The sequence below is a fragment of the Shimia sp. R10_1 genome (assembly GCF_017744095.1).
In the GTDB taxonomy this organism is placed as follows: Bacteria; Pseudomonadota; Alphaproteobacteria; order Rhodobacterales; family Rhodobacteraceae; genus Shimia.
This window is the reverse complement of the sequence record NZ_JAGHQX010000001.1, coordinates 50,003-71,837: the sequence shown is the minus strand read 5'-3', so window position 1 is coordinate 71,837 and position 21,835 is coordinate 50,003. Positions and strand designations below refer to the sequence as shown.

24 protein-coding genes are annotated in these 21,835 nt (G+C 56.3%); 7 read left to right on the top strand and 17 right to left on the bottom strand.

The features are described from left to right. Window positions 1-26: 26 nt before the first annotated feature. Complete coding sequence (locus J7413_RS00285; RefSeq protein ID WP_209095355.1) at window positions 27-1,073, top strand: ornithine cyclodeaminase; 1,047 nt, start codon at window positions 27-29, stop codon at window positions 1,071-1,073. A 53-nt stretch (window positions 1,074-1,126) separates the two neighbouring features. Here the strand turns inward: J7413_RS00285 and J7413_RS00280 are convergent, their stop codons facing one another. Beyond that, window positions 1,127-1,888 (bottom strand): DUF3445 domain-containing protein, encoded by a 762-nt coding sequence (locus J7413_RS00280; RefSeq protein WP_209095353.1) that lies wholly within the window; start codon window positions 1,886-1,888, stop codon window positions 1,127-1,129. Between the two features lie 170 nt (window positions 1,889-2,058). Between J7413_RS00280 and J7413_RS00275 the strand changes: the two genes are divergently transcribed. After that, window positions 2,059-3,294: an alpha/beta fold hydrolase gene (locus J7413_RS00275; protein WP_209095351.1), complete on the top strand. Its 1,236-nt coding sequence runs from the start codon at window positions 2,059-2,061 to the stop codon at window positions 3,292-3,294. Here the strand turns inward: J7413_RS00275 and J7413_RS00270 are convergent. Both J7413_RS00270 and J7413_RS00265 read right to left on the bottom strand, forming a co-directional pair. Beyond that, window positions 3,291-3,614 carry a hypothetical protein gene (locus J7413_RS00270; RefSeq protein WP_209095349.1) on the bottom strand — a complete coding sequence of 108 codons (324 nt, stop codon included), beginning with the start codon at window positions 3,612-3,614 and terminating at the stop codon, window positions 3,291-3,293. The genes J7413_RS00275 and J7413_RS00270 overlap by 4 nt on opposite strands. 9 nt (window positions 3,615-3,623) lie before the next feature. Beyond that, window positions 3,624-4,181, bottom strand: coding sequence for a hypothetical protein (locus J7413_RS00265; protein WP_209095347.1), 558 nt, complete (start codon window positions 4,179-4,181; stop codon window positions 3,624-3,626). 147 nt (window positions 4,182-4,328) lie between these two features. On the opposite strand from J7413_RS00265, the gene purB reads away from it, so the two are divergent. The 3 genes from purB to J7413_RS00250 all read left to right on the top strand — a co-directional run bounded on the left by purB (window position 4,329) and on the right by J7413_RS00250 (window position 7,587). Continuing rightward, window positions 4,329-5,633: an adenylosuccinate lyase gene (gene purB / locus J7413_RS00260; protein ID WP_209095346.1), complete on the top strand. Its 1,305-nt coding sequence runs from the start codon at window positions 4,329-4,331 to the stop codon at window positions 5,631-5,633. Window positions 5,634-5,785: 152 nt separating this feature from the next. Further along, a complete protein-coding gene (locus J7413_RS00255) occupies window positions 5,786-6,322 on the top strand; it encodes a tetratricopeptide repeat protein (RefSeq protein WP_209095345.1) in 537 nt (178 codons plus the stop codon). 185 nt (window positions 6,323-6,507) lie between these two features. Beyond that, a complete protein-coding gene (locus tag J7413_RS00250; RefSeq protein ID WP_209095344.1) occupies window positions 6,508-7,587 on the top strand; it encodes a FliG C-terminal domain-containing protein in 1,080 nt (359 codons plus the stop codon). 43 nt (window positions 7,588-7,630) lie between these two features. On the opposite strand, the gene J7413_RS00245 is transcribed toward J7413_RS00250, so the two are convergent. The 13 genes from J7413_RS00245 to yajC form a co-directional block, all read right to left on the bottom strand. Then, window positions 7,631-8,326 carry a DUF1223 domain-containing protein gene (locus J7413_RS00245; RefSeq protein WP_209095343.1) on the bottom strand — a complete coding sequence of 232 codons (696 nt, stop codon included), beginning with the start codon at window positions 8,324-8,326 and terminating at the stop codon, window positions 7,631-7,633. A 195-nt stretch (window positions 8,327-8,521) separates the two neighbouring features. Further along, entirely contained in the window at window positions 8,522-9,556 is a 1,035-nt protein-coding gene (locus tag J7413_RS00240; RefSeq protein ID WP_209095342.1) for an endonuclease/exonuclease/phosphatase family protein, read from the bottom strand. Between the two features lie 137 nt (window positions 9,557-9,693). After that, on the bottom strand, window positions 9,694-10,233 hold the full coding sequence (locus tag J7413_RS00235; RefSeq protein ID WP_247743269.1) for a DsbE family thiol:disulfide interchange protein: 540 nt from the start codon (window positions 10,231-10,233) through the stop codon (window positions 9,694-9,696). Continuing rightward, entirely contained in the window at window positions 10,220-10,378 is a 159-nt protein-coding gene (gene ccmD / locus J7413_RS00230) for a heme exporter protein CcmD (protein ID WP_209095341.1), read from the bottom strand. Before ccmD ends, J7413_RS00235 begins: the two co-directional genes overlap by 14 nt. Next, the gene (locus J7413_RS00225) at window positions 10,375-11,127 is read right to left on the bottom strand and encodes a heme ABC transporter permease (RefSeq protein WP_209095339.1); all 753 of its coding nucleotides are present in this window, start codon (window positions 11,125-11,127) and stop codon (window positions 10,375-10,377) included. The genes ccmD and J7413_RS00225 overlap by 4 nt, the downstream gene beginning before the upstream one ends. 90 nt (window positions 11,128-11,217) lie before the next feature. After that, window positions 11,218-11,874 carry a heme exporter protein CcmB gene (gene ccmB, locus J7413_RS00220; RefSeq protein WP_209095337.1) on the bottom strand — a complete coding sequence of 219 codons (657 nt, stop codon included), beginning with the start codon at window positions 11,872-11,874 and terminating at the stop codon, window positions 11,218-11,220. Further along, the gene (ccmA, locus tag J7413_RS00215; RefSeq protein WP_209095335.1) at window positions 11,871-12,491 is read right to left on the bottom strand and encodes a heme ABC exporter ATP-binding protein CcmA; all 621 of its coding nucleotides are present in this window, start codon (window positions 12,489-12,491) and stop codon (window positions 11,871-11,873) included. Before ccmA ends, ccmB begins: the two co-directional genes overlap by 4 nt. 170 nt (window positions 12,492-12,661) lie before the next feature. After that, the gene (locus J7413_RS00210; protein WP_209095333.1) at window positions 12,662-13,015 is read right to left on the bottom strand and encodes an Mth938-like domain-containing protein; all 354 of its coding nucleotides are present in this window, start codon (window positions 13,013-13,015) and stop codon (window positions 12,662-12,664) included. A 12-nt stretch (window positions 13,016-13,027) separates the two neighbouring features. Then, window positions 13,028-13,795, bottom strand: coding sequence for a TSUP family transporter (locus J7413_RS00205; RefSeq protein ID WP_209095332.1), 768 nt, complete (start codon window positions 13,793-13,795; stop codon window positions 13,028-13,030). After that, on the bottom strand, window positions 13,788-14,960 hold the full coding sequence (secF, locus tag J7413_RS00200; RefSeq protein ID WP_209095331.1) for a protein translocase subunit SecF: 1,173 nt from the start codon (window positions 14,958-14,960) through the stop codon (window positions 13,788-13,790). Before secF ends, J7413_RS00205 begins: the two co-directional genes overlap by 8 nt. Window positions 14,961-14,963: 3 nt before the next feature. After that, the gene (gene secD / locus J7413_RS00195) at window positions 14,964-16,625 is read right to left on the bottom strand and encodes a protein translocase subunit SecD (RefSeq protein WP_209095330.1); all 1,662 of its coding nucleotides are present in this window, start codon (window positions 16,623-16,625) and stop codon (window positions 14,964-14,966) included. A 12-nt stretch (window positions 16,626-16,637) separates the two neighbouring features. Continuing rightward, window positions 16,638-17,069 carry a hypothetical protein gene (locus tag J7413_RS00190; RefSeq protein ID WP_209095328.1) on the bottom strand — a complete coding sequence of 144 codons (432 nt, stop codon included), beginning with the start codon at window positions 17,067-17,069 and terminating at the stop codon, window positions 16,638-16,640. Between the two features lie 45 nt (window positions 17,070-17,114). Beyond that, window positions 17,115-17,399 carry a preprotein translocase subunit YajC gene (gene yajC / locus J7413_RS00185; protein WP_209095326.1) on the bottom strand — a complete coding sequence of 95 codons (285 nt, stop codon included), beginning with the start codon at window positions 17,397-17,399 and terminating at the stop codon, window positions 17,115-17,117. 183 nt (window positions 17,400-17,582) lie between these two features. On the opposite strand from yajC, the gene J7413_RS00180 reads away from it, so the two are divergent. Both J7413_RS00180 and serS read left to right on the top strand, forming a co-directional pair. Then, window positions 17,583-19,295 carry a pentapeptide repeat-containing protein gene (locus J7413_RS00180; protein WP_209095324.1) on the top strand — a complete coding sequence of 571 codons (1,713 nt, stop codon included), beginning with the start codon at window positions 17,583-17,585 and terminating at the stop codon, window positions 19,293-19,295. Window positions 19,296-19,372: 77 nt separating this feature from the next. Then, window positions 19,373-20,665, top strand: coding sequence for a serine--tRNA ligase (serS, locus tag J7413_RS00175; RefSeq protein ID WP_209095316.1), 1,293 nt, complete (start codon window positions 19,373-19,375; stop codon window positions 20,663-20,665). 167 nt (window positions 20,666-20,832) lie between these two features. Here the strand turns inward: serS and J7413_RS00170 are convergent, their stop codons facing one another. Continuing rightward, window positions 20,833-21,819, bottom strand: coding sequence for a fatty acid desaturase (locus J7413_RS00170; RefSeq protein ID WP_209095313.1), 987 nt, complete (start codon window positions 21,817-21,819; stop codon window positions 20,833-20,835). Between the last annotated feature and the right edge of the window lie 16 nt (window positions 21,820-21,835).

The following is a 21,835-nucleotide window of genomic DNA, read 5'->3' as shown; positions in this document are numbered from 1 at the left end:
AATTTCTCCTCAGGAGCCAATCCCGCATGACCCAACCTTCAGAAAAAGCCCTCGTCCCCTTTGTGTCTGTCGACAACATGATGCGTCTCGTCCATCACATCGGCGTCGAGCAGATGTTGATCGATCTGACCCACTATGTCGAAGAGGACTTCCGCCGCTGGGAACTGTTTGACAAAACACCACGGGTGGCAAGCCACTCCGAGGTGGGCGTGATCGAGCTTATGCCGACCTCCGATGGCGAGGCCTATGGGTTCAAATATGTAAACGGTCATCCCAAGAATACCGCGGAAGGTCTGCAAACCGTAACCGCCTTTGGCTTGCTGGCAGATGTCTATACCGGCTACCCAGTGTTGCTGACCGAAATGACCATTCTGACAGCACTCCGCACAGCGGCAACTTCTGCGATGGCGGCAAAATATCTGGCCCCCAAAGGCTCAGACACCATGGCAATGATCGGAAACGGGGCACAATCCGAATTTCAATCCCTCGCAATGAAAGCCATTCTGGGAATAAAGACCGTGCGCCTTTATGACAAAGATCCAGCAGCCACGGAAAAATGCGCCGCAAACCTGGCCAACAGCGGTTTGACTGTGGTGCGCTGCACGTCTCCTGAACAGGCGATTGAAGGCGCACAGATCCTGACAACTTGCACAGCGGACAAACAGAATGCGACCATCCTGAGCGACAATATGGTTGGCGCAGGAGTGCACATCAACGCGATTGGCGGCGACTGCCCCGGCAAAACCGAATTGGCCAAAGGTATCCTTGATCGCTCTGACGTATTTGTGGAGTTTCCACCACAAACCCGCATCGAAGGCGAAATTCAGCAAATGCCCGAAGACTTTGCCGTTACAGAGCTTTGGCAGGTCATCACCGGCACCAAACAAGGCCGTCAGGATGCGCGCCAGACAACGCTCTTTGACAGCGTTGGCTTTGCCATCGAAGACTTCTCGGCTCTGCGCTACGTGCGCGACAAAGTTGCTGAAACACCGTTCCATGAGGATCTGGACATGCTGGCTGATCCCGATGATCCACGTGATCTCTTTGGCATGCTCCAGCGCGCCAAAGCGTAAGGTCTCAGCGGAACATTCCGCGGAAAGCGCGCGCCTTGCAGGTGCGCGTTCCCTCACTTGGGTGCGCAGTCATCACCCAAAACATCTGCGCGTCGCACAACGAATGTGTGGATGGCGAAAACAACCGCACCGCTCTTTGGCAATCGCAACATACTCTGGCGTTCGGACCTGAGATAGGCGCCCGTTTTGGCTGTCACCGGACTGCGGGGTGCCGTTTCAGAACGTGGGGTAAACAACGTCGGATCGTCATACCAAAGCGCGTTCTTGCGCCACAGCGGGCGCCCAACGCGCACACCATCAAAAAGGCGCTGCACACGTTTGGCGATATTGGCATCATATTCTGGCACGGGTGTGTGAATACCAATCAGCGGCTTCCCAATTTTCTCAGCCAGCGTCCAGCTTGCGGGAAAACACAATACCGCCCCTGTCAGCACATGCTCATGGCCTTGCTTATGCAAAAGACAGATATCTTCTTGGATGAGCTGTCCAAGCGTCTCCATGGGGTTGTCCCAGTCGAGGATCACCACACGTCCATCTGGGCACACCACCTGCCCTGCGGATACGCCAAAGTCGGTGCGATCCGCCAAAACATCCAAAACGTTTTGCAACACCTCCTGGGCAGCGACCAAAGCGCCCGGATCCAAGCGTGTCACGTCGTCTTTGCAACGCTCAAGCAGGTCGCAGCGCAACGCCATTTGCGCGGCATAAGCTTCATCAATGAGCAACCATTCCTCCAAAGGAAGCGGTGCGATACCTGGGAGCGCCTTCTCGGCAAGCGCGTCATAGGGGATATGGCTCTGTAAAATCGGCTTCATGCCTCATGCCTATCCAAAGCACGAGCCTGAGGCACGCACAAAAACAAGTCTTTGCCATTGTTCAAAAGAATTACCTCTCATTCAGTCACCTTGGCGTGACCAAGCGAAATCTTCCTTTGCCTTGGCAGCACTTGAACACACATTGAGCCCATCGGCGCAGGAGATCTAAAATGCCTATCGAACGTATCACTTTCCCCGGCCACGGTGGCGAAATGCTGGCCGCACGCCTTGATTTGCCAGATGGTCCCCATCTCGCGACAGCCTTGTTTGCCCATTGTTTTACCTGTTCCAAAGATATTCCAGCCGCCCGCCGTGTCGCGTCGCGATTGGCCGCCATGGGCATCGCAGTTCTGCGATTTGATTTCACTGGCCTTGGGCATTCAGAGGGCGAATTTGCAAATACACATTTCTCCTCTAATGTTGCAGATCTTGAGGCAGCCGCAGCCTATCTTAAGAGCCGTGGTATGGCTCCCAGCTTGCTTATCGGACACAGCTTAGGCGGTGCGGCAGTGTTGAAAGCAGCGACGCGTATTGCCAGTTCCAAAGCCGTGGTGACGCTGGGAGCGCCCTTTGATCCGGAGCATGTCAGCCATCAGTTCGGCGCGTCCATCACCGAAATCGACAGGAACGGGCAAGCCGAAGTGCAGCTCGCAGGAAGACCTTTTCAGATAACGCGGGCGTTTCTCGAAGACATCTCAGCACAAAACCTCGCCCCCTGTATCAATGGACTGAACCAAGCCCTATTGGTCCTGCACGCACCCCGTGACAGCACCGTAGGCATAGAGAACGCCGCACGTATTTTTAAAGCAGCAAAGCACCCCAAAAGCTTTGTGACGCTGGATGACGCAGATCATTTGATTTCTAATCCGAAGGATGCAGAATATGCTGCAGAAGTGATAGCGTCCTGGGCCGCCCGGTATTTGGATCTGCGTCCCCCCGCCCCGCCTCCCGGCGCGCCAGAAGGTATCGTACGTGTCGCAGAAGCCGATCCCGCAGGCTTTCTGCAAGATGTAAATGCCGGTCCTTCCCATCACGCCCTGGCCGATGAGCCTCTAGCGTACGGCGGTACAAACCAGGGTATGACGCCCTACGGTTTTCTGGCTGCCGGACTCGGCGCCTGCACATCCATGACAATTCGCATGTACGCAAGGCGCAAAGACTGGCCGCTTACACATGTCTGGGTCGATGTCAGCCACGACAAGGTGCATGCTCGTGATGCCGAAGCGCCTGCAGGGCAAAAGGTGGATACGTTCTTGCGCAACATCCACCTAGAAGGCGACCTCAGTGAGGAGCAAAGGCAACGACTGCTCGAAATCGCAGATCGGTGCCCGGTTCATCGCACATTGGAACAGTCATCCCTTGTGCGCACAACCCTCGCCGGCCCTGCAGAGAACGCCTCAGTTTAACGCCTTGGTCCCGGTCTTGCGATTGGAGGCCGGGCAACCGGTGGCCGCGCAACCGGCGGGCGGGCAACTGGCGGAGCTGGGGCGATTGGGTGCACAGGTCTGTTTGGGCGGTCTGGTCTGTCCGGACGATCTGGGCGATCCGGTCGATCTGGGCGGTCGGGATAGACCGGATATGGGTGATAGTAGTCATTCCACATCATCGAGTCGTAATAAGCACCAGTGCTGACATACCCACTTGTGCTGGCCCCTTCACAAGCGGCCAAAACCATTGCTGCCAGCCCAAGACCAGACACTGCCTTCAAAGATCTTTTCTTCAACATATCAGCCCCTTACCGCGCCTGAATGGATTGCAAAATTGCGTTAACATCGCTCAAGGCATCGGGATCATAGCCTTTCTCAAGCACGGTGAGGCCCACGACAACACGGTCGCGCGGCAACTCAAGCACTGCGGCCGTAAAGTTGACTGACCGCCCGTTGCGGCGCCCCTTACCGTCGATGACAAAAGCAGGATATCCCGCAACCGTGCGCTCTTCTGTGCGCACAATCTCGGTTGTTTTCGCGAGTTGGCCACTCAGGCTTTTGGCATAATCGCGTGCATCCTTAAGAGATCTCAACTGTGGCGGCGACATCAGGCCGACCCAAACGCCATTGGCGCTTTCCGGGGATAAACCAAAGACACGCGCAACCGGGCGCAGGGCGTCTTCGGACGGCGGTGTAATCTCGCGCTCTCCGCCCACACGCAACGTCCAGAAGTCGGGCACAGTCACTTCGAACAAATTGCGACCCGCATCGGCGTAGGTCACTTCCGTTTCGGCATGCGCAACATGTGGTAGAACAAAAAGAGCGCCCGCCGCTGCACAAGCGACAAGGCTGGACCAAACTTTCATAAATGCCTCCATTGAAATTTCGCGCATTAGGACACTCAAAGCGTGCAAAATACAAGCAATATACACCGTATACCGCACCTTCCCTTGCTGTTTGGCACTTTGCCGTCTAAACGACGCTCGACCCCACGCTAAAAACAAGGCTGAGATATGATCCCGCGTTATGCCCGCCCCGAGATGGTCGCCGTTTGGTCGCCTGAAACCAAGTTCCGCATCTGGTACGAAATCGAGGCGCACGCCTGCGACGCTCAAGCCAATTTGGGCGTTATCCCGCAGGAAAACGCGGATGCCGTCTGGAAAGCCAAAGATGTGGAATTCGACGTGGCACGCATCGATGAAATCGAAGCAGTCACCAAACACGATGTCATCGCCTTCCTGACCCACCTGGCAGAGCATGTCGGCTCCGAAGAAGCCCGCTTCGTGCATCAGGGCATGACCTCTTCTGACGTTCTGGACACCTGTCTGAACGTCCAACTTGTGCGCGCAGCTGACATTCTGCTAGCCGATCTCGACAAAGTCCTCGCAGCCCTGAAAAAGCGCGCTTACGAGCACAAAGACACTCTGCGCGTTGGTCGCTCTCACGGCATCCACGCGGAACCCACCACCATGGGGCTGACTTTTGCGCGTTTCTACGCCGAAATGGACCGCAATAAAGCACGCCTGCAACAAGCGCGCGAAGAGATCGCAACCGGTGCGATTTCCGGTGCAGTTGGCACTTTTGCCAACATTGATCCGGCGGTCGAAGAGCACGTATGCGCAAAGCTTGGCCTGTCCCCAGAGCCAATCTCCACACAGGTGATCCCACGTGACCGTCACGCCATGTTCTTCGCCACGCTGGGTGTGATCGCGAGCTCCATCGAGAACATCGCGGTTGAAATCCGTCACATGCAGCGCACCGAGGTGCTGGAAGGAGCGGAATTCTTCTCAATGGGCCAGAAAGGCTCGTCTGCGATGCCACACAAAAAGAACCCGGTTCTGACCGAAAACCTGACCGGTCTGGCCCGTCTGGTCCGCATGACCGTGATCCCTGCGATGGAAAACGTTGCCTTGTGGCATGAGCGCGATATCTCCCACTCCTCTGTGGAGCGTGGCATCGGCCCTGACGCCACCGTCACGCTGGATTTCGCCCTGAACCGCCTGGCCGGTGTCATCGACAAAATGCTGATCTTCCCAGAGAATATGCTTGATAACATGAACAAATTCCCTGGGCTGGTGATGTCTCAACGTGTGCTCCTTGCTCTAACCCAAGCTGGTGTGAGCCGAGAAGATGCCTACGCGATGGTACAGCGCAACGCCTTGAAAGTCTGGGAAGAACGTGTGGATTTCCAAGAGCAGCTTCTCGCCGATGCAGAGGTCGTGGCAGCACTTGGTGAAGATGGCATCAACGAAAAATTTGACATGGGCTACCACACCAAACATGTCGACACGATTTTCGCACGCGTTTTCAAAGACTAAGACGCGGATTGCGAAACGAATCCAAGAAGGGCGCGGCCATTGGCTGCGCCTTTTTTTAAACTTTTTTTGAACTAACAGGGCTGTGACTACGACATCTCAATACCGCGTGTTAGCGTAATGCTTAGCACAGAGAGTTTTTGGAGAAGAAAAAGATGTCATTCAAATCCTTCGCAGTCGCGTCTGTTGCTGTTTTTGCTGTATCCGGGCCGGTCTGGGCTGCTGGCAGCGGATCGTCTGAGCCAAAGCCGAAAACTGTTCATTGCAGCAGTGGCAAGGTCTACAGCGAAAGCGCCGGCAAATGTGTGGTGCAAAAAGACAGCTCACTGACCGACGATGACTATTTTGAAAGCCTGCGCAGCCTCGCCTATGCTGGTGAAAACGCTGCGGCGCAAAACCTGCTGGCAATGATGTCAGACCAAAATTCTGATCGCGTCCTGACCTATTGGGGGTTCACACACCGTCGGCTGGGCAATGTTGATGAAGGCATGCGCTATTACAACAAGGCGCTGATACAGAACCCGGACAACATTCTGGCACGATCCTACATGGGGCAGGCTCATGTCGAAGCGGGGCGGCTTGATCTTGCGCGTGTTCAGTTGAAAGAAATCAGGGACCGTGGCGGCGAAGGCAGCTGGCCAGAGGTTGCTCTTGCCAAGGCAATTCAAACCGGCGACACGTTCAATTACTGATCTTATGGGGCAAGCATAACACCCATGTTTGCCCCAACCGCACCTTAAGCGCACGCAGCGCGATCAGTTTTGAATAGTGCTGTCGCCCGCAACTGTCAGAAAAAACCAAGACGCTTTAAGCAAGTTGTTCAGAGTTTATTTAGGGTTGGGTGAGAGATTGCTGCTCAAGATCTATGGAGACATTGATGAGCAGTCCGATTCCTCTGGCGCCGCTGGGCGGCCCCACTGATATGCCCAGTTTTGGCAACCTCGGCAAAACCACACTCACCCGTCCACAAAAGGCTGCAATCATTGTGCGCTTTCTTCTCAACGAAGGCGCAGAACTGGCTTTGGGAGAGCTGTCAGACGGACACCAAGCCGATCTGACCTACATGATGGGCGACATGGGCTATATCGACCGCGACACGCTCGCTGAAGTGCTCATGGAGTTTGCCCAAGAGTTGGAGTCTATTGGCCTGTTCTTCCCGAATGGTGTCTCAGGTGCACTCAGCGTTCTGCAGGGGCAAATCAGTCCGCTCACCGAGGCACGACTGCGCAAAGAGGCCGGCGTTCGTATGATTGGGAACCCTTGGTCACGCATCAAGGATCTGACAGTACCTGAACTGGTCAAAATGGTTGATAGCGAAAGCATCGAGGTGTCTGCTGTTCTGATGTCAAAACTGCCGGTCGATAAAGCCGCGACCGTGCTGGCTAAGCTCCCGGGTGAAAAGGCGCGCCGGATCACATTCGCAATGTCCATGACCGAAAGCATCACACCAGAGGCCGTGGACCGCATCGGACTGACTTTGGCCTGCCAAATCGAAGATCGCCCTCCTAAGGCCTTCAAACAGGGTCCAGAGGATCGTCTTGGCGCCATCCTCAACAATGCCACAACTGCGACGCGCGACAATGTACTCGAGTCTCTTGATGAGAAAGATGCCGAGTTCGCAGTTGCCGTTCGCCGACGCATCTTTACATACGCCCATATCGCTACGCGTGTGAAACCACTGGATATTCCGCGGCTTGTGCGTGATCTGGACGAGGGCACTTTGATCACCGCAATGGCCTACGCCACAGAAGGTGACTTTGGGATCGCGACCGAATTCATTCTCAACAACATGTCGGCGCGTATGGCAGATCAGCTGCGCGAAGGCATCACAGACCGCGGTGAAGTCAAAACCAAAGAGGCCGAAGCCGCGATGTCGGAAATCACCACTGGCGTGCGTGAGTTGGTTGAACTCGGCGAGATTGAATTGATCAGCGACGAGGACGACGACGAGGATTAATTCCCTACCCTCGTGACCAATGCGGATTCGCGTTATGCGAACATCACTTCAAACGAGCGGCGGCAACAATGGGGCCGCCGTTTTCGCGTTGGATCAACACAACCAACGGCGCAGAGCCATCAATGGAAACTTCCATGGCAAGATCACTCCGCCCGGTCCAGCGACGCACATTTTGCCAATCATCCACAATATTGGCATAAGAAAACACCTTACCTGCATTCTCTCCGCGCTTGATCGAAACCTTCTCAGCAGGCCGATATCGGACGACATGCACATTCATCGGCGTGCTTAACTCTGTCGAAGCGGCAATACTCACTGTACCGCCATTCCGGGTGACTTGCAGGTCAACCAATTCTGGCGCAGCCTTATGCGCCTCAATCAACCGCTCAACTTTGTTCGGATGCGCTCCAACCACGTGATCTTGTCCATTCACGATCATCTGAGGCGTGTATACTGAGCGATGTCCCGCAGCGCGGGCGTAGCTGTGTTGGCGTTGGGTGAAAGCAGGGTTGGCAAACTCATCTTTCCAGCCAATGTAATCCCAATAATCAACATGCAGCGCGAGGGCGATGACATCTTCTCTCCCCGCCAATTGCTCCCGCAAGTAAGCATCTGCCGGTGGGCAAGAAGAACACCCCTGAGATGTATATAGCTCCACGACAACAGGCGACTCTTGTGCGGCAACTGTTGAAGCAAGTGAAAGCCACAGAGTCGCAAAAATAGCTGTTGTTCGGATCATAGTCACAGTCATCCCCTAGAGCGTGTCCCAGACATCGTTTTATGCCTGCGACGGCTCACTTGCCAATCAAGGTTTCGCGAGAAATCGGTGAAGTAACATCCTATGAGACATATGAACCACAAGTTTCATGAAAAGGCGTCTTCTGGATGGCTGCGAACTGGCAAACGCGCGCCTGCTCTGCAAACAACTAGGGGTTCATTGAAAGTCGAAACTTACCGGAAAATGATCACTCGCAGATTTGAGAGCCTTGCTCAGAATTTGGTTTTGGTCTGTCTCGCGTTCGGATTTTGTCCACATTTCATAAGGGTTCCAAATCTTATACGCCGCTCCGCCTGAGGGACGTATAGCCTGACTTGTCAGTATAAGGTCGATCATTGCGTTGATCGGATCTTCCGTGATCTGGTCATAAAACCGCGTGGTGGATGGCTCCCAACCAAACCGTTTCCATTTTGGGCGCCCGGCGTAGCAGCGTAAAATCTTTTCTGGCTCGAAAAGATCTCCCATGATGATTTCAACAGCAGAGCGTCCAAACTTGGCCTCATGCTCGTCCATACCTGGCCCGTCGTTGATATCCCCCATCACAACCACATGTGCGTCGTCTTGTAGCAAACGCTCGACGCGTTCCCGAATAGAGGCAGCTTGCGCAAACAAACGAAGACGGTTTTTGCGCGACGTCCGCTCTAAGTTTACCAGATCAACACTATTGAAAATCCCCTTGGATTTGGCATGAACCACAAACAGATTGATGTCTGCGCCACCGTCCTTGCGCAGAACACGTGCTTCGAGCGGTGGCCGATCATGGCGGTGTAACTCAAGTAAACCGTCTTCATCTGCGTCATAAAGAAAAGCTTCATCAAATCTGGGGCTCTTCGCACTCCCCGAGACACCACTGGGCTTGTGGCTGAGCTCCAACGTATCCGGATCATAGAGCACCGCGATTTCCTGCGTGCCTGCGTTGAAACCAAACAGACATTTACGTGCGCGCAGCCCCGCATGAGCCGCGAAATTTTCCAAACAAGTCACTGTGGATTTTACCGCGTCGCGCCCTTTGGCTGTGTTGGGCGCTTCGGTGATGCCAATCAGATCTGCATCGATTTCTGACAGCACAGCACCTACGGCCTCAATTTGCGGCAGAGGATCCCGGCTCTTGCGCTTGTGATCCAATTCAAGCGCGTTCTGATTGGTAAAGGCGCGATCAAAATGTTCGATATTGTAGGCGGCAAAACGCATCACTCTCACTCCAAAGAAAATCACTCTGTAAAATCCCTTTAGTGGTAGACCAAATCGGCCTTATCACCAAATCGCACTCACAAAGAAAAACCCACGCCAAGAGGCGTGGGTTGGTCATAACACGTGTGTGGGGAAAGCTATTTCAGGCTCTCAAGTGCAGGCCGCAGCCGCTCATCAATTTCGCGCTGCGTTACGGGGCCTGCGATACGCAGCACCACATTGCCCTGACCATCAATCAAATAGGTTTCCGGCACGCCATAGACACCCCAGTTCAGCGCCATACGGCCCGCACTATCAGCGCCAACGGCCTCATAAGGATCCCCCAGTTCTTTGAGGAAAGACAAGGCATTGCCCTGCATGTCTTTGTAATTGACCCCCAAAACAGCAAGACCTTCCTGCTGCAATTGCATAAGGTTGGGATGCTCTACCCGGCACGGGCCACACCAGCTGGCCCAGAAGTTCACCAATGTCGGCTGGCCCCTGCGCAGCGCAGCATCATCCCACATGGGCTTGTCGGCCAATGGCGTCATTTCGGCGGTCGGTGCCTGTTGGCCAACCAAAGCGCTCGGCAGTTCATCAGGATTCTGGCGTTGCATTCCTATCAGAAAGAGCGCTGCGAGCCCTGCAAAGAGTAAGGGCGGCAACAACATCAGCGGAGAAACTTTACGAGCGCTCATTGCGACGGGCCTCCACTTTATCAAGATCCGCACGGGCTTTGCGAGCGGCGCGAATGCTGAGCCAAACAAGACCTGCAATCAACAGCAGCGAAACCGCATATGACGACAACACCGTGTCAGCGTATTTTCCAAGGTCCGGCATCATGCCAAGCGCTCCCTTGCCAATAGCGCACGTGTGCGGCGCTTGTGAATTTCAGTGCGTGTGCGCAACAAAACCAATGCCACAAACAGCAGAACGAAACCCGCGATGCACACCAGCAATGGTACGAAGAAAACGTTGGAAACCTTCTCTGTCGTGTCCCCTCCCGTTACTGCCTCAACACGGGCGAAGGATGCGCCCTGATGCAAACCCTGATTCCAGAAGTTTACGGCGTAGCGGCTGAGCACGGCAAAAACCGATCCTACAATACACAGAACAGACGTCAGATCTGCGGCGGTGTCGGGATCATCAATCGCTTCCCAAAGGGCTATGTAGCCGAGATAAAACAGAAAAAGGATGAGGAAGGAGGTCAAGCGCGGATCCCAGGCCCACCATGTGCCCCACATCGGTTGCCCCCAGATCGCCCCCGTCAGAAGCGCAATCACAGTCATGACCATGCCAATGGGCGCAGCTGCCTTGGCCGCAAGGGCGCTCACATGATGGCGACGCACCAGCCAGATCAGCGAGGTGACCAGCATCATGAACCACGCGTTGATCGCCATCAGTGCAGAGGGCACATGCAGATAGATGATCTTCACCGTAGAGCCTTGTCGAAAGTCATCCGGTGTAAAGAAAAAGCCCCAGATCAGGCCCACCACCAAACAGGCACCCGCTGTGATCGCGACAGGTGCCAGGAACCGCGAAACGGTTTGGCTGAATTTCACCGGATTGGCATATTCCCAGATCGATCCCATGCGGTCGTCCTAACTTTCTGTGCCGAGTTTTGCATCTCACTTCCATGAGAGCATCACAGCTGCTTTGATATGGATTAAATACCCGAAGCGCTATCGCAGATTAACACGCAATACCGCCGCACTGGCAAAGGGCAAAAGCGCAATGACACCAAAGGTGATCCCGGCAAGCATCAATAGCGGCGTAGATACAGCCTGCCCCTCCGCGCCACGACGTGCAAGCTCGGCTCCAAAGATGAGCGTCGGCACGTAAAGTGGTAAAATCAAAAGAGAAAGCAGCAATCCGCCTCGTTTGATACCTACAGTTAATGCAGCGCCAAAAGTGCCAATCACGCTCAATGCGGGAGTGCCCAATGCCAAGGAAGTCACAAGCCAAATGTAGCCTTCCGCAGGCAGGTTCAGCAACACGCCAAAGAGCGGCGCAGCTACAACCAGAGGAACACCCGTGGTGAGCCAGTGGGCCAGCGCTTTGACCGACACCACAGCCTCCAGTGGCAGTGGGGATGTGGCCACGAGATCGAGGGTGCCGTCTTCCCAGTCGAGTGCCAGAATGCGATCTAGGGACAACAGGCAGGCGAGCAGTGCGCCGAGCCAAAGGATACCGGGGGCGATCTTCGTCAGAAGGCTGCTCTCGGGACCTACAGAAAATGGTACAAGTATCACAACTATAAGGAAAAAAGCGATCCCGAGCCCAAAGCCACCACCGGCGCGGAAGGCCAGTTTCAAATCCCGCAGCAACAACGCTTTCATAGGAACGCCTCGTCGTAACCTGATATGGCGCCTTCGCTGGCCGTGGCGCGGAATGGCCCAACATCTAGTATGTCGACATTGAGACCAAGCTCTATATGGGTGGCAAGAAGGGCGCTGCCGCCGGATTGGAGGTGCTGCTCTACGGCGCGGGCGAAGAGTGCGACGGAGGCTGTGTCCAGCGAGACAGTGGGCTCATCCAGAATCCAGATCGGGCGACCTGTCACCAAAAGGCGCGCGAGGCCGAGGCGGCGCTTCTGACCGGCGGAGAGCGAGCCTGCGAGACGGTCTTGTAAATCGACCAGATCAAAGCCCTCTATAGCAGCGGATATATCTGACTTTCCAAAGACTTCCGCCCAAAACTTCAGGTTTTCAACAACAGTCAGCATGGCCTTTAAACCGTCGCTGTGCGCAGCGTAAGCGATGCTTTCTTCAGGCGCTTCGATCGTGCCTTTGAAGGCGGGTTGCAGCCCGGCCACCGTGCGCAGAAGTGTGGTTTTTCCAACCCCGTTGGGGCCTTTGAGAATCAGTCCTTTGCCGGGCGGCACATCAAAGGTGATCCCTTCCAGAACAGCCACGCCGCCGCGGGCCACGCTGACATTTTTTACGCGCAAAGTCATAGGTTTGCATCTATCCGGTTTTCAGAGGTGGCAAAAGAGTAACCTTTTGACGCAGGCAAAACACGGGGTGTCGGTATCGCGTCGGTATTGCGGCTGTATCGCGTAGGTGCAATTTTGCGGTTTTTTGCACATCGGCCAAGTCTGAACAGAGCGTGCGTTGCGCAACGCGTTTAGACAGGCAGAAGTACAGCTGCGACCCGCCGCCCCTCGTTCACCAGCACATTGTAGGTGCGGCAGGCAGAGGCTGAGGCCATCGGCTCCACCCCTATCCCAGCGGCCTCCAGCGACTCCCGAAAACTGGCGGGCACCGGGGCCATGGCCGCACCTGTGCCCATCAGAATGAAATCGATGTCATCACCCAGCGCCAGCACTGCGGCTGGGTCGTCATAGCCGGACCAGCTGCGCGCGCCTTTGGCGTGGATCACAGCACCGCCTTCGATCACCTCTCCGCCAATGCGGAAAAAGCCGGGGCCGTAGCTGTCGATTGGAATGGCGTCGGTATAGGTCACTTCGGTCATCTGCATGGTCATCTCCTGCTAGTGCGTCCCGCCTGCGTTCAAGATCGGCAATCCCGAAAGCGCCGCAGCCGCGATGATCACATAGGCCACGATGCGATAGAGTTTCTCATGGCGCGGATCAAACAGCCAGCCCCCAAGCAGGTTGCCCGCCATCGCCGGAACGGACAATAGGATGCCGAGCACAAAAGGCGCCATCTCAAACCGGCTGAGGCAAAGTAAAATGACCAGCAGCAGAATGTCATAGAAGAACAGATACGCGCTGGTGTTGGCACGGATCACAGCGGGGCCATGGCGGCTGGCCATATAGAAGAGGATCACAGGCGGCCCCGGCAGCCCAGCCGCGCCTCCCAGAAGCCCCCCGGCCCCACCGATGCCATAGACCATCGGCGGCGTCACGGAACCGCGATAGCGAAAGCCGCCGAGCAACACGACCAGCATCAAGAGCGACAGGATGGAAACCAGATAGCGGTAGACATCAGGTTCCGTGCGCGCCAGCAGCCAAAGCCCCACTGGCAGAAGTGCGACAACACCGATCATGAGCCGCAACAGATCGCGGCGATGGCCGTTGCGCAACGCCGCCGGGATATGCACGGAGGGGGCAATGATATCCATGCTCGCCAAAGTGGTGATCGCCCAAACGGGCGGCATGATTTGTGCGGCAATGGGAAGGTAAATCATCGCGGTGCCAAATCCGGCAAATCCGCGTACGCAGCCTGCAATAAATGCCGCTGCGGCGACCCAGGCCAACCCGTCAAGAGCGAGGGCCTGGGTCAGAAAATCAGGCATCAATATTGGCGAATTGATTGCCAGCGGTGTTGTCTGGCTTGGACCAGTCCCGCTTTACGCCGAGCTTCAGCAGCACAGCAGAGGCGATGAAGATCGAGCTGTATGTCCCGACAATCACACCCCAGATCATGGCAAAGACAAAGCCACGGATCACATCACCGCCCAGCACAAAGAGCGAGATCAGAGCGAGCAATGTGGTGACAGAGGTCATCATCGTGCGGCTCAGGGTCTCGTTGATGGAGATGTTGAGCACATCCTTCAACTCCATCTTCTTGTACTTGCGCAGGTTCTCACGAACACGGTCAAACACAACCACGGTGTCGTTGAGCGAGTAGCCCACGATGGTCAGAAGCGCCGCGATGATGGCGAGGTCAAACCGGATCTGAAGCTCAGAGAACACCCCGATGGTGAGCACAACATCGTGCACAAGCGCCGCCACTGCGCCAAGGGCGAATTGCCATTCAAAGCGCAGCCAGATGTAGACCAGAACCGCGCCAATCGCCAGGAGCACAGCGATTGCGGCGGTCTTGATCAGCTCACCGGAGACCTTCGGGCCAACGGATTCGACAGACGGGAACCGGATGTTTTCATAGGAGACTTCAAGAGAAGATACCGATGCGACCGACTTGGCCGTGGCTTCGACCTGCTCTTTAAAGTCAAAAGAAGTTGAGGAAGGCCAAGCGAATACGCCCTCATCAAGCACTTCCATACCTTCTCCGAGCGCGTTCAAAGCACTCTCAAGAGCCACGCCATCACCCACTCGAGCCTGAACCTCAACAATCATTCGGCTGTCGGTCACGGCCCCAAGTGCATGCTGAACGCGTGAAATCACATCAGATGTCACCGCCTCTTCGCCTTCCTGGGCCTGAATGCGGATCATCGTCACATGCTGATCCGCCTCAAAGGTGGGATCAAACACTTCGGTGATGGAAATGTCGCCCAGCTCCAGCGGCACCAGCGCTTCGCGGTAATCGCCAACGACCACCGGCTGCGCGCTCTCGGTGCGGATGGTTGTGCCACCGCGGAAGTCGATGCCGAAGTTCAGCCCCTGAATGAAGAAGCTGACAAGAGCCGCCACCATCAGCGCGCTGGAGATGCCCAGCCACAGGGTGGGACGCGAGAAGAAATCCCATTTGGTTTCTTGGGGAACCAGTCTCAAACGCATGGCTTATACCTCGATTGTCTTGGGACGGCGGCGTTCAAACCACATCACGATCATCACACGGGTCACAAAGATCGCGGTGAAGACGGAGGTGAGAATGCCAAGCCCCAGCGTGATGGCAAAGCCGCGCACCGGGCCGGAGCCCACGGCAAAGAGGATCACGGCGGTGATGAATGTGGTGATGTTGGCGTCCAGAATGGCCGAAAGGGCCTTTTCATAGCCAAGCTCGATGGCGCGAGCCGGGCCTTTGGCCGATTTCAGCTCTTCGCGGATGCGTTCAAACACCAGCACGTTGGCATCCACTGCCATACCGATGGTCAGCACGATCCCGGCGATCCCCGGCAGGGTCAGTGTTGCGCCAATCAGGCTCAACAGACCAAAGATCAGGCCCACGTTGATGATCAGCGCGATATTGGCAAAGAGACCAAAGGTGCCGTAGCTGAGGAACATAAAGACCAGCACGGCGACAAAGGCGACGATACAGGCGATACGGCCTGCCTCGATGCTGTCTTGACCAAGCTCTGGGCCGATGGTGCGCTCTTCAAGGAACTCAAGCCCCGCAGGCAGGGCGCCTGCGCGCAGCAGTACGGCGAGGTTGGTGCTTTCCTCAACAGTGAAACGGCCGGTGATGATGCCGGAGCCCCCCGCGATATGGGCCTGAATGACCGGCGCGGAAATGACTTCGTTATCAAGCACAATGGCAAACGGGCTGCCAATGTTGTCAGCGGTGTAGTTGCCAAATTTGCGCGCGCCAGTTGGGTTGAAGCGGAAGGACACAGCCGGGCGGTTGTTTTGGTCAAAGCTTGGCTGTGCATCAACCAGCTCTTCGCCGGTCACCACAGGGGCGCTTTCCACGATGTAGTAGACGCCCTCTTCATCCAGCGATGGCAGCACTTCGTTGCCGACACCTGCGGGGGCGTCGGGATCAGAGACACGGCCCACAACCGGGTTAAATGTCAGCTGTGCGGTGGTGCCGATGATGTCTTTCAGCTCAGAGGCCGAGCCAATGCCGGGCACCTGAATGAGAATACGATCCGCGCCCTGACGCTGAATGGTCGGCTCACGTGTGCCGACCTCGTCAATCCGGCGGCGGATGATTTCCAGCGCCTGCTGCACCGTGCGCTCATCGGTGGCGAGTTTTTCCGCATCGGAGAGCGTGACGATGATCACGTCGCCATCGGTGCGCACCACAATGTCAGACGCCCCGGCCCCGGTGATCGAAGTGACCGGGCGCGACAGGCCGCGCACCATGCTGGCGGCCTCCTGAATGGCTTCGGGCTTGGAGATTTTCACGCGCAGCTCATCCACAGGGGACGGCTGCAGACGGATGGTGCCGATGGTGGCGCGCTCGCCACGCAGCAGATCACGCACCTCAGGCCACATGGCTTTCATGCGGCTTTCGTAGACGTCGGCCACCTTGACCTCGGCCAGAAGATGCGCGCCACCGCGCAGATCGAGGCCGAGGTTCACCAGACGGCTGGGCATGAAGGAAGGCCAAGCGGCGACCGCCTCTTCCAGCTCGTCATTCAGCTCGCCGAACTCCATAGCGGCGAGCGCGTCATTATGGGCCTCCACCTTCGGATAAAAGGCATTTGGCGTGGCCAAGAGCAGGCCCACCGCGCAGGTGAGCCAGATCAGGACCCGTTTCCAAAGGTCAATTTGCAGCATCCTGCAACTCCCTCATGACCCGATTGATCCGCGACAGGCCGCCGACATCAGGTGTTCTTCTGTTTGTTGTGCATGTTCATCGGACAGAAATCCGGTGAGCATCATTGTTCCACCTTGGATTGGTGAAAGTACAATCGGGGCCGACAGGAGCTGATCATTGAGAAACACTCCAATCGGCATCTGCAAATTCTTGGCGGTGTACTCGCTGAAACGCCGTCTGGCATCCGATGTCACTGACACCGTCAACGCAGGATTTCCTGACATATCTGTAGACGCCTCTGCGCTCACCACCTGCTCGGTCTTGACCAACAAATCACCACCGACAAAATCCGTGTCGGTGAGATCCTGGTGGCCGCCATGAACGAAAGATTGACCGTCTGGCCAGCCCACAATGTTCAGTTTCGTTTGGCATTGCTGTTCAGCAACAGCCTGCCCCGCCAGCACGAGGGCAACAACTGAGATAGCGGAGCGAAGCAGGGTCAAAGCGGATTATTCGGCTTTGGCCGCTTCGGTCTTGGCCAGAACCTGTGCGATGGTGGATTTGACCACACGCACTTTCACGTTTTCCGCCAGTTCAACTTCGACTTCATTGTCGTCTTTGACCTTGGCGATTTTGCCGATCAGCCCGCCCTGGGTCACGATCTGGTCGCCCCGGCGCACACCGGCCACCATGGCCTGATGTTCTTTCACTTTCTTCTGCTGCGGGCGGATGAGCAGAAAATACATGATCGCGAAGATCAGGATGAGCGGCAGAAACTGGCCGAGTTCTTGCATGTGTCTATGTCCTCTAAATTCAGGCGAGGCGATGCCTCGCGAAGTCGCAGGGAACCTATGGGGCTTACGCGACACTTGCAAGGCGAGATGATGGGAAATGCGGGATGCATGACTGCCGTTTGTCGGGTGGACGTGTGATTGGCGCACCCCTAGTGTGAAATCGCAGTAAGAGCAGAGGCAGGCATGACGACAATCACCCTCACCGCAGAGGATTTTCAGTTTCTGACAGCATTTGTGACAATGATGATTTTCGCGGTGACACTCTTTTGTGCGCTGCCATCGGGGGCCAATAAGGAAAACACGGCGATTGCGCGGTTGCAAAATGCGCTTGGTGCCACGCGCTGGCCCACAAAATGGTTTGTCGCAGTGGCGGTTTGCTGGGCAGTGCTGGCGCTTAGCCTGTTTGGCGGGCTGATCGCCACCATTGGCATGATTGTGCATCAGTTGTTTTTTGCTGCGGATTTCACCACCAACCGCATTCCTCTGATCCAACTGGCAGCTTTGACAGCGACATTGGGCGCGGTAGTTGCGCTGCCCTTTACGGTCATCCGACTCAAACTCACACAACAGCAAACAGAAACTGCCAAAGCGGCTTTGTTCAACACGAAGATCACAGAGGCCGCTGCCGATTTGCATGCGCAACGGCAAATCTCCAAGAAAACCGGAGTACGGTCTTGGGAAACCCTCTGGGAAGACGACATAACGCGCCGCAACGCAGCCATCGATCGGCTAGAAGGGTTGGTGCGTGAGGAGCCACATGAGGCTGTGCGAGTGTCGCGCCTTCTGAGTGTTTATGTGCGCGAGCTTTCGAAAGCTTATCCGGCAAAATTGCCCCCAGACAAAGAAAACGTCGACAAAATCCAAGATTGGGCTGGTGATCTGAAGGTACAACGCTCTGACATGCAAAACGCCGTACAGGTTTTGGGACGTTTGGCTGTAAATGCGCCCGACTACAAAAAGGACTTTGAAATCGACCTACGCGGCGCAAACCTTCAGTCCATGGACCTAAGAGACTTGAACTTCGAACAGGCAAAACTCATGAGCGCGGAACTGCAGGGGGCAAACCTCTACAGCGCAGAACTGCAGGGGGCAAACCTCAGCGATGCGAAACTGCAGGGGGCAAACCTCAGCGATGCGAAACTGCAGGGGGCAAACTTCTACAGCGCAGAACTGCAGGGGGCAAAACTCATGAGCGCGGAACTGCAGTGGGCAAACCTCAGCGACGCGGAACTGCAGGGGGCAAACCTCATGAGCGCGGAACTGCAGTGGGCAAAACTCATGAGCGCGGGACTGCGGGGGGCAAACCTCATGAGCGCGGAACTGCAGGGGGCAAAACTCAGCGATGCGAAACTGCAGGGGGCAAACCTCAGCGATGCGAAACTGCAGGGGGCAAACCTCAGCGATGCGAAACTGCAGTGGGCAAAACTCAGCGACGCGGAACTGCAGGGGGCAGACCTAAGCGATGCGAAACTGCAGGGGGCAAACCTCAGCGATGCGAAACTGCAGGGGGCAGACCTCAGCGATGCGAAACTGAAGGGGGCAAACCTCATGGACTCGGAACTGCAGGGGGCAAACCTCAGCGACGCGGAACTGCAGGGGGCAAAACTCACGGGCGCGAAACTGAAGGGGGCAAAACTCATGAGCGCAAATCTCGATCAGAAATCAAACCTCACAGAGGCCAATCTCCTAGGGGCCTCTGTGAGGTTTGTGGACTTTACCAACGTACCACAAATAACGCCACATTTGCGGGATGTGTTTGGAGATGGATCGGTTACGCTACCGCCTGATACTTCGCCTCCGCCATATTGGCCCCAAAAGAAAGACTTGAGCTACGAGGAGTTCCACGCCAAATGGCGCGCCTTTGCCGCGTCAAAAGGCGTCCACCTCCCCGACTAACACAACGCTTCCCCTCACGCCGCCGCTCCGGCATATAGGCGTCACTGTGAATCACATATTATCGAAGGACACATGAGATGCATGACATTAAAGCGATCCGCGAGAACCCGGCCGCTTTTGACGCCGCCCTGACCCGCCGTGGGGATGCGGCCATGTCCTCCTCCGTGCTGGCCCTTGATGAAGAGCGCCGCGCCAAGATTGCCGCCGCTGAGGCTGCGCAGGCTGCGCAAAAGGCCGCCGCCAAAGAGGTGGGTGCCGCCAAAGCCAAAGGGGACGAGGCCGAATTCGAACGGCTGCGCGCGCTTGTCGGTGAGAAGAAATCCGAAGTGGCGGCGATGCAGAATGAGGCCAAGGAGCTTGATGCCAAGCTGACCGACGCATTGGCGCGCATTGCCAACCTGCCGGCTGAGGACGTGCCAGAGGGTGCGGATGAGGATGACAATGTCGAGGTGAACCGCTGGGGCACCCCGCGCGAGCTGGATTTCACCCCGGTTGAACATTTTGACATCAAAGGCGTCTCTGCCGCGATGGATTTTGAAACCGCCGCGAAAATTTCGGGCGCGCGCTTTGTGTTGCTGAAGGGCGCAGTGGCCCGCATTCACCGCGCGCTGGCGCAGTTCATGATCGACACCCATGTGGATGAAAACGAGCTGACCGAGGTGAACTCTCCGGTGCTGGTGCGCGATGAAGCCATGTACGGCACGGATAAACTGCCAAAATTTGGCGAAGACAGCTATCAGACCACCAATGGCTGGTGGCTGGTGCCGACATCTGAGGTGCCGCTGACCTATTCTGTGGCCGGTGACATTCTGGAAGAAAGCGCCCTGCCGATCCGTATGACGGCGCACACGCTGTGCTTCCGCTCCGAGGCGGGCAGCGCGGGCAAAGACACCTCCGGCATGCTGCGCCAGCACCAGTTTGAAAAGGTCGAGATGGTTTCGATCACTCATCCAGACAACAGCGATGATGAGCAGAAGCGCATGCTGCGCTGCGCCGAAGGGCTGCTGGAGAAACTCGGCGTGCCATATCGCACCGTGGTGCTCTGCACCGGCGACATGGGCTTTGGCGCGCGCCGCACCTTTGACATTGAGGCGTGGATTCCGGGCCAGAACACCTATCGCGAGATCAGCTCTGTCTCCACCACCGGGGCGTTTCAGGCCCGCCGCATGAACGCGCGCTTCCGCCCTGCGGATGGTGGCAAGCCGGAATATGTACACACGCTGAATGGCTCTGGCCTCGCGGTGGGCCGCTGCCTGATTGCGGTGCTGGAGAACGGCCAGCAGGCGGATGGCTCTGTGGTGCTGCCAGAGGTGCTTGCGCCCTATCTGGGGGGCAAAACCGTGCTGACCGCTGAGGGTAAGCTGGCTTAAGAGGCCGCATTAAAATTCCTTGCCTCCGGCGGGGATATTTAGAGCAAGAGGAAGGCGGGCGCATTTTCGCGCCCGTTTCTTTTTACCTGTTTCCTCTTGCCGGAAGTATCCCGGGGTGAATTGCCCAGAGGGCAAGAGGGGCTGGCCCCTCCGCTTTTTTGCGCCATCTATTCTGCGGCGGTCATTGAGTTCTGGGTCTGGCGTTCTTTGGGAAAGGGCACCAACCGCTCGGCCTCTTCATCCCAGAGTTTGAGCGAGAAGGAGCGGACCGCCTCGAGCCATTTGATGGTGGGCAGGTCAAATTCATCGCGGATCATCTGGTGGCAGCGGCGCAGATTGTAATGCGGGATGCGGGCGTTGAAGTGGTGGATGTCGTGATAGGCAATATTGGCGGAGGCCAGATCCATCCACCAGCCGAGATCAAGTGCAGAAGACCCTTGCAGCGCCGCCAGACGCGGGTCCAGATCTGGGCGACGATCCCAGTAGGTGTCTTCAAAATTGTGCTGAAGGTAGACCATGAACACCCCAACCATGCCGCCAAAGAGCGAGCTGAGGAACCAGATCAGCACCCCGTTCCAACCCGCCAGCGCATAGATTGCGCTCATGTAGGCCAGCACCACAAAATTGTGCAGCACAACAGAGCGCCACATGGTGTGGGCGTTTTTGGGCCAGCGGTAGCGGATGAAATAGGTGAACAGGCTGCCCAGCGGAATCAGAATGAAGGGATTGCGGTAGAGCCGGTATTGCAGGCGCTCCCAAAATCCAGCGGCCTCCCACTCGCGCACCGTCATGGTGTGAATTTCACCCGTGTCCCGGTGATCGAGGTTGCCGAGGTGAGAGTGGTGCATATTGTGATTGTGACGCATCGCGGCGTAGGGCGCGAAGGTCACAACCGACAGCGCCTCCCCTGCCCAATCATTGTGTTTGCGGCTTTTGAAGAGCGAGGCGTGCCCCGTGTCATGCTGCAAAACATAGAGTCTAACCGCTGACAGCCCATTCAGCGCCATGAGTGGGAGGAGCAGATACCATGTGTCCTGATGCGCAATCGCAAGTGAGAGCGTCGCAAAATAGAACGCAAACGTGGCAAAGAAACTGACCGCGCCAATACGGTCGTCTTGGACTGTGTATTCTTTTAAGCGCTCGCGAATTTCCATCGCAAACCCCTCTATA

Bases quoted from the DNA above. Each gene is read 5' to 3' on its own strand.
- J7413_RS00180 (WP_209095324.1), top strand. From the start codon at position 17,583: ATGACGACAATCACCCTCACCGCAGAGGATTTTCAGTTTCTGACAGCA.
- secD (WP_209095330.1), bottom strand. From the start codon at position 16,625: ATGCTGCAAATTGACCTTTGGAAACGGGTCCTGATCTGGCTCACCTGC.
- yajC (WP_209095326.1), bottom strand. From the start codon at position 17,399: ATGCAAGAACTCGGCCAGTTTCTGCCGCTCATCCTGATCTTCGCGATC.
- ccmA (WP_209095335.1), bottom strand. From the start codon at position 12,491: ATGACTTTGCGCGTAAAAAATGTCAGCGTGGCCCGCGGCGGCGTGGCT.
- J7413_RS00225 (WP_209095339.1), bottom strand. From the start codon at position 11,127: ATGGGATCGATCTGGGAATATGCCAATCCGGTGAAATTCAGCCAAACC.
- J7413_RS00270 (WP_209095349.1), bottom strand. From the start codon at position 3,614: ATGTTGAAGAAAAGATCTTTGAAGGCAGTGTCTGGTCTTGGGCTGGCA.
- J7413_RS00240 (WP_209095342.1), bottom strand. From the start codon at position 9,556: ATGCGTTTTGCCGCCTACAATATCGAACATTTTGATCGCGCCTTTACC.
- J7413_RS00280 (WP_209095353.1), bottom strand. From the start codon at position 1,888: ATGAAGCCGATTTTACAGAGCCATATCCCCTATGACGCGCTTGCCGAG.
- J7413_RS00205 (WP_209095332.1), bottom strand. From the start codon at position 13,795: ATGCCTGATTTTCTGACCCAGGCCCTCGCTCTTGACGGGTTGGCCTGG.
- purB (WP_209095346.1), top strand. From the start codon at position 4,329: ATGATCCCGCGTTATGCCCGCCCCGAGATGGTCGCCGTTTGGTCGCCT.
- J7413_RS00250 (WP_209095344.1), top strand. From the start codon at position 6,508: ATGAGCAGTCCGATTCCTCTGGCGCCGCTGGGCGGCCCCACTGATATG.
- J7413_RS00265 (WP_209095347.1), bottom strand. From the start codon at position 4,181: ATGAAAGTTTGGTCCAGCCTTGTCGCTTGTGCAGCGGCGGGCGCTCTT.
- serS (WP_209095316.1), top strand. From the start codon at position 19,373: ATGCATGACATTAAAGCGATCCGCGAGAACCCGGCCGCTTTTGACGCC.
- J7413_RS00210 (WP_209095333.1), bottom strand. From the start codon at position 13,015: ATGCAGATGACCGAAGTGACCTATACCGACGCCATTCCAATCGACAGC.
- J7413_RS00285 (WP_209095355.1), top strand. From the start codon at position 27: ATGACCCAACCTTCAGAAAAAGCCCTCGTCCCCTTTGTGTCTGTCGAC.
- J7413_RS00235 (WP_247743269.1), bottom strand. From the start codon at position 10,233: ATGAGCGCTCGTAAAGTTTCTCCGCTGATGTTGTTGCCGCCCTTACTC.
- ccmD (WP_209095341.1), bottom strand. From the start codon at position 10,378: ATGATGCCGGACCTTGGAAAATACGCTGACACGGTGTTGTCGTCATAT.
- J7413_RS00255 (WP_209095345.1), top strand. From the start codon at position 5,786: ATGTCATTCAAATCCTTCGCAGTCGCGTCTGTTGCTGTTTTTGCTGTA.
- ccmB (WP_209095337.1), bottom strand. From the start codon at position 11,874: ATGAAAGCGTTGTTGCTGCGGGATTTGAAACTGGCCTTCCGCGCCGGT.
- secF (WP_209095331.1), bottom strand. From the start codon at position 14,960: ATGCGTTTGAGACTGGTTCCCCAAGAAACCAAATGGGATTTCTTCTCG.
- J7413_RS00275 (WP_209095351.1), top strand. From the start codon at position 2,059: ATGCCTATCGAACGTATCACTTTCCCCGGCCACGGTGGCGAAATGCTG.
- J7413_RS00245 (WP_209095343.1), bottom strand. From the start codon at position 8,326: ATGATCCGAACAACAGCTATTTTTGCGACTCTGTGGCTTTCACTTGCT.
- J7413_RS00170 (WP_209095313.1), bottom strand. From the start codon at position 21,819: ATGGAAATTCGCGAGCGCTTAAAAGAATACACAGTCCAAGACGACCGT.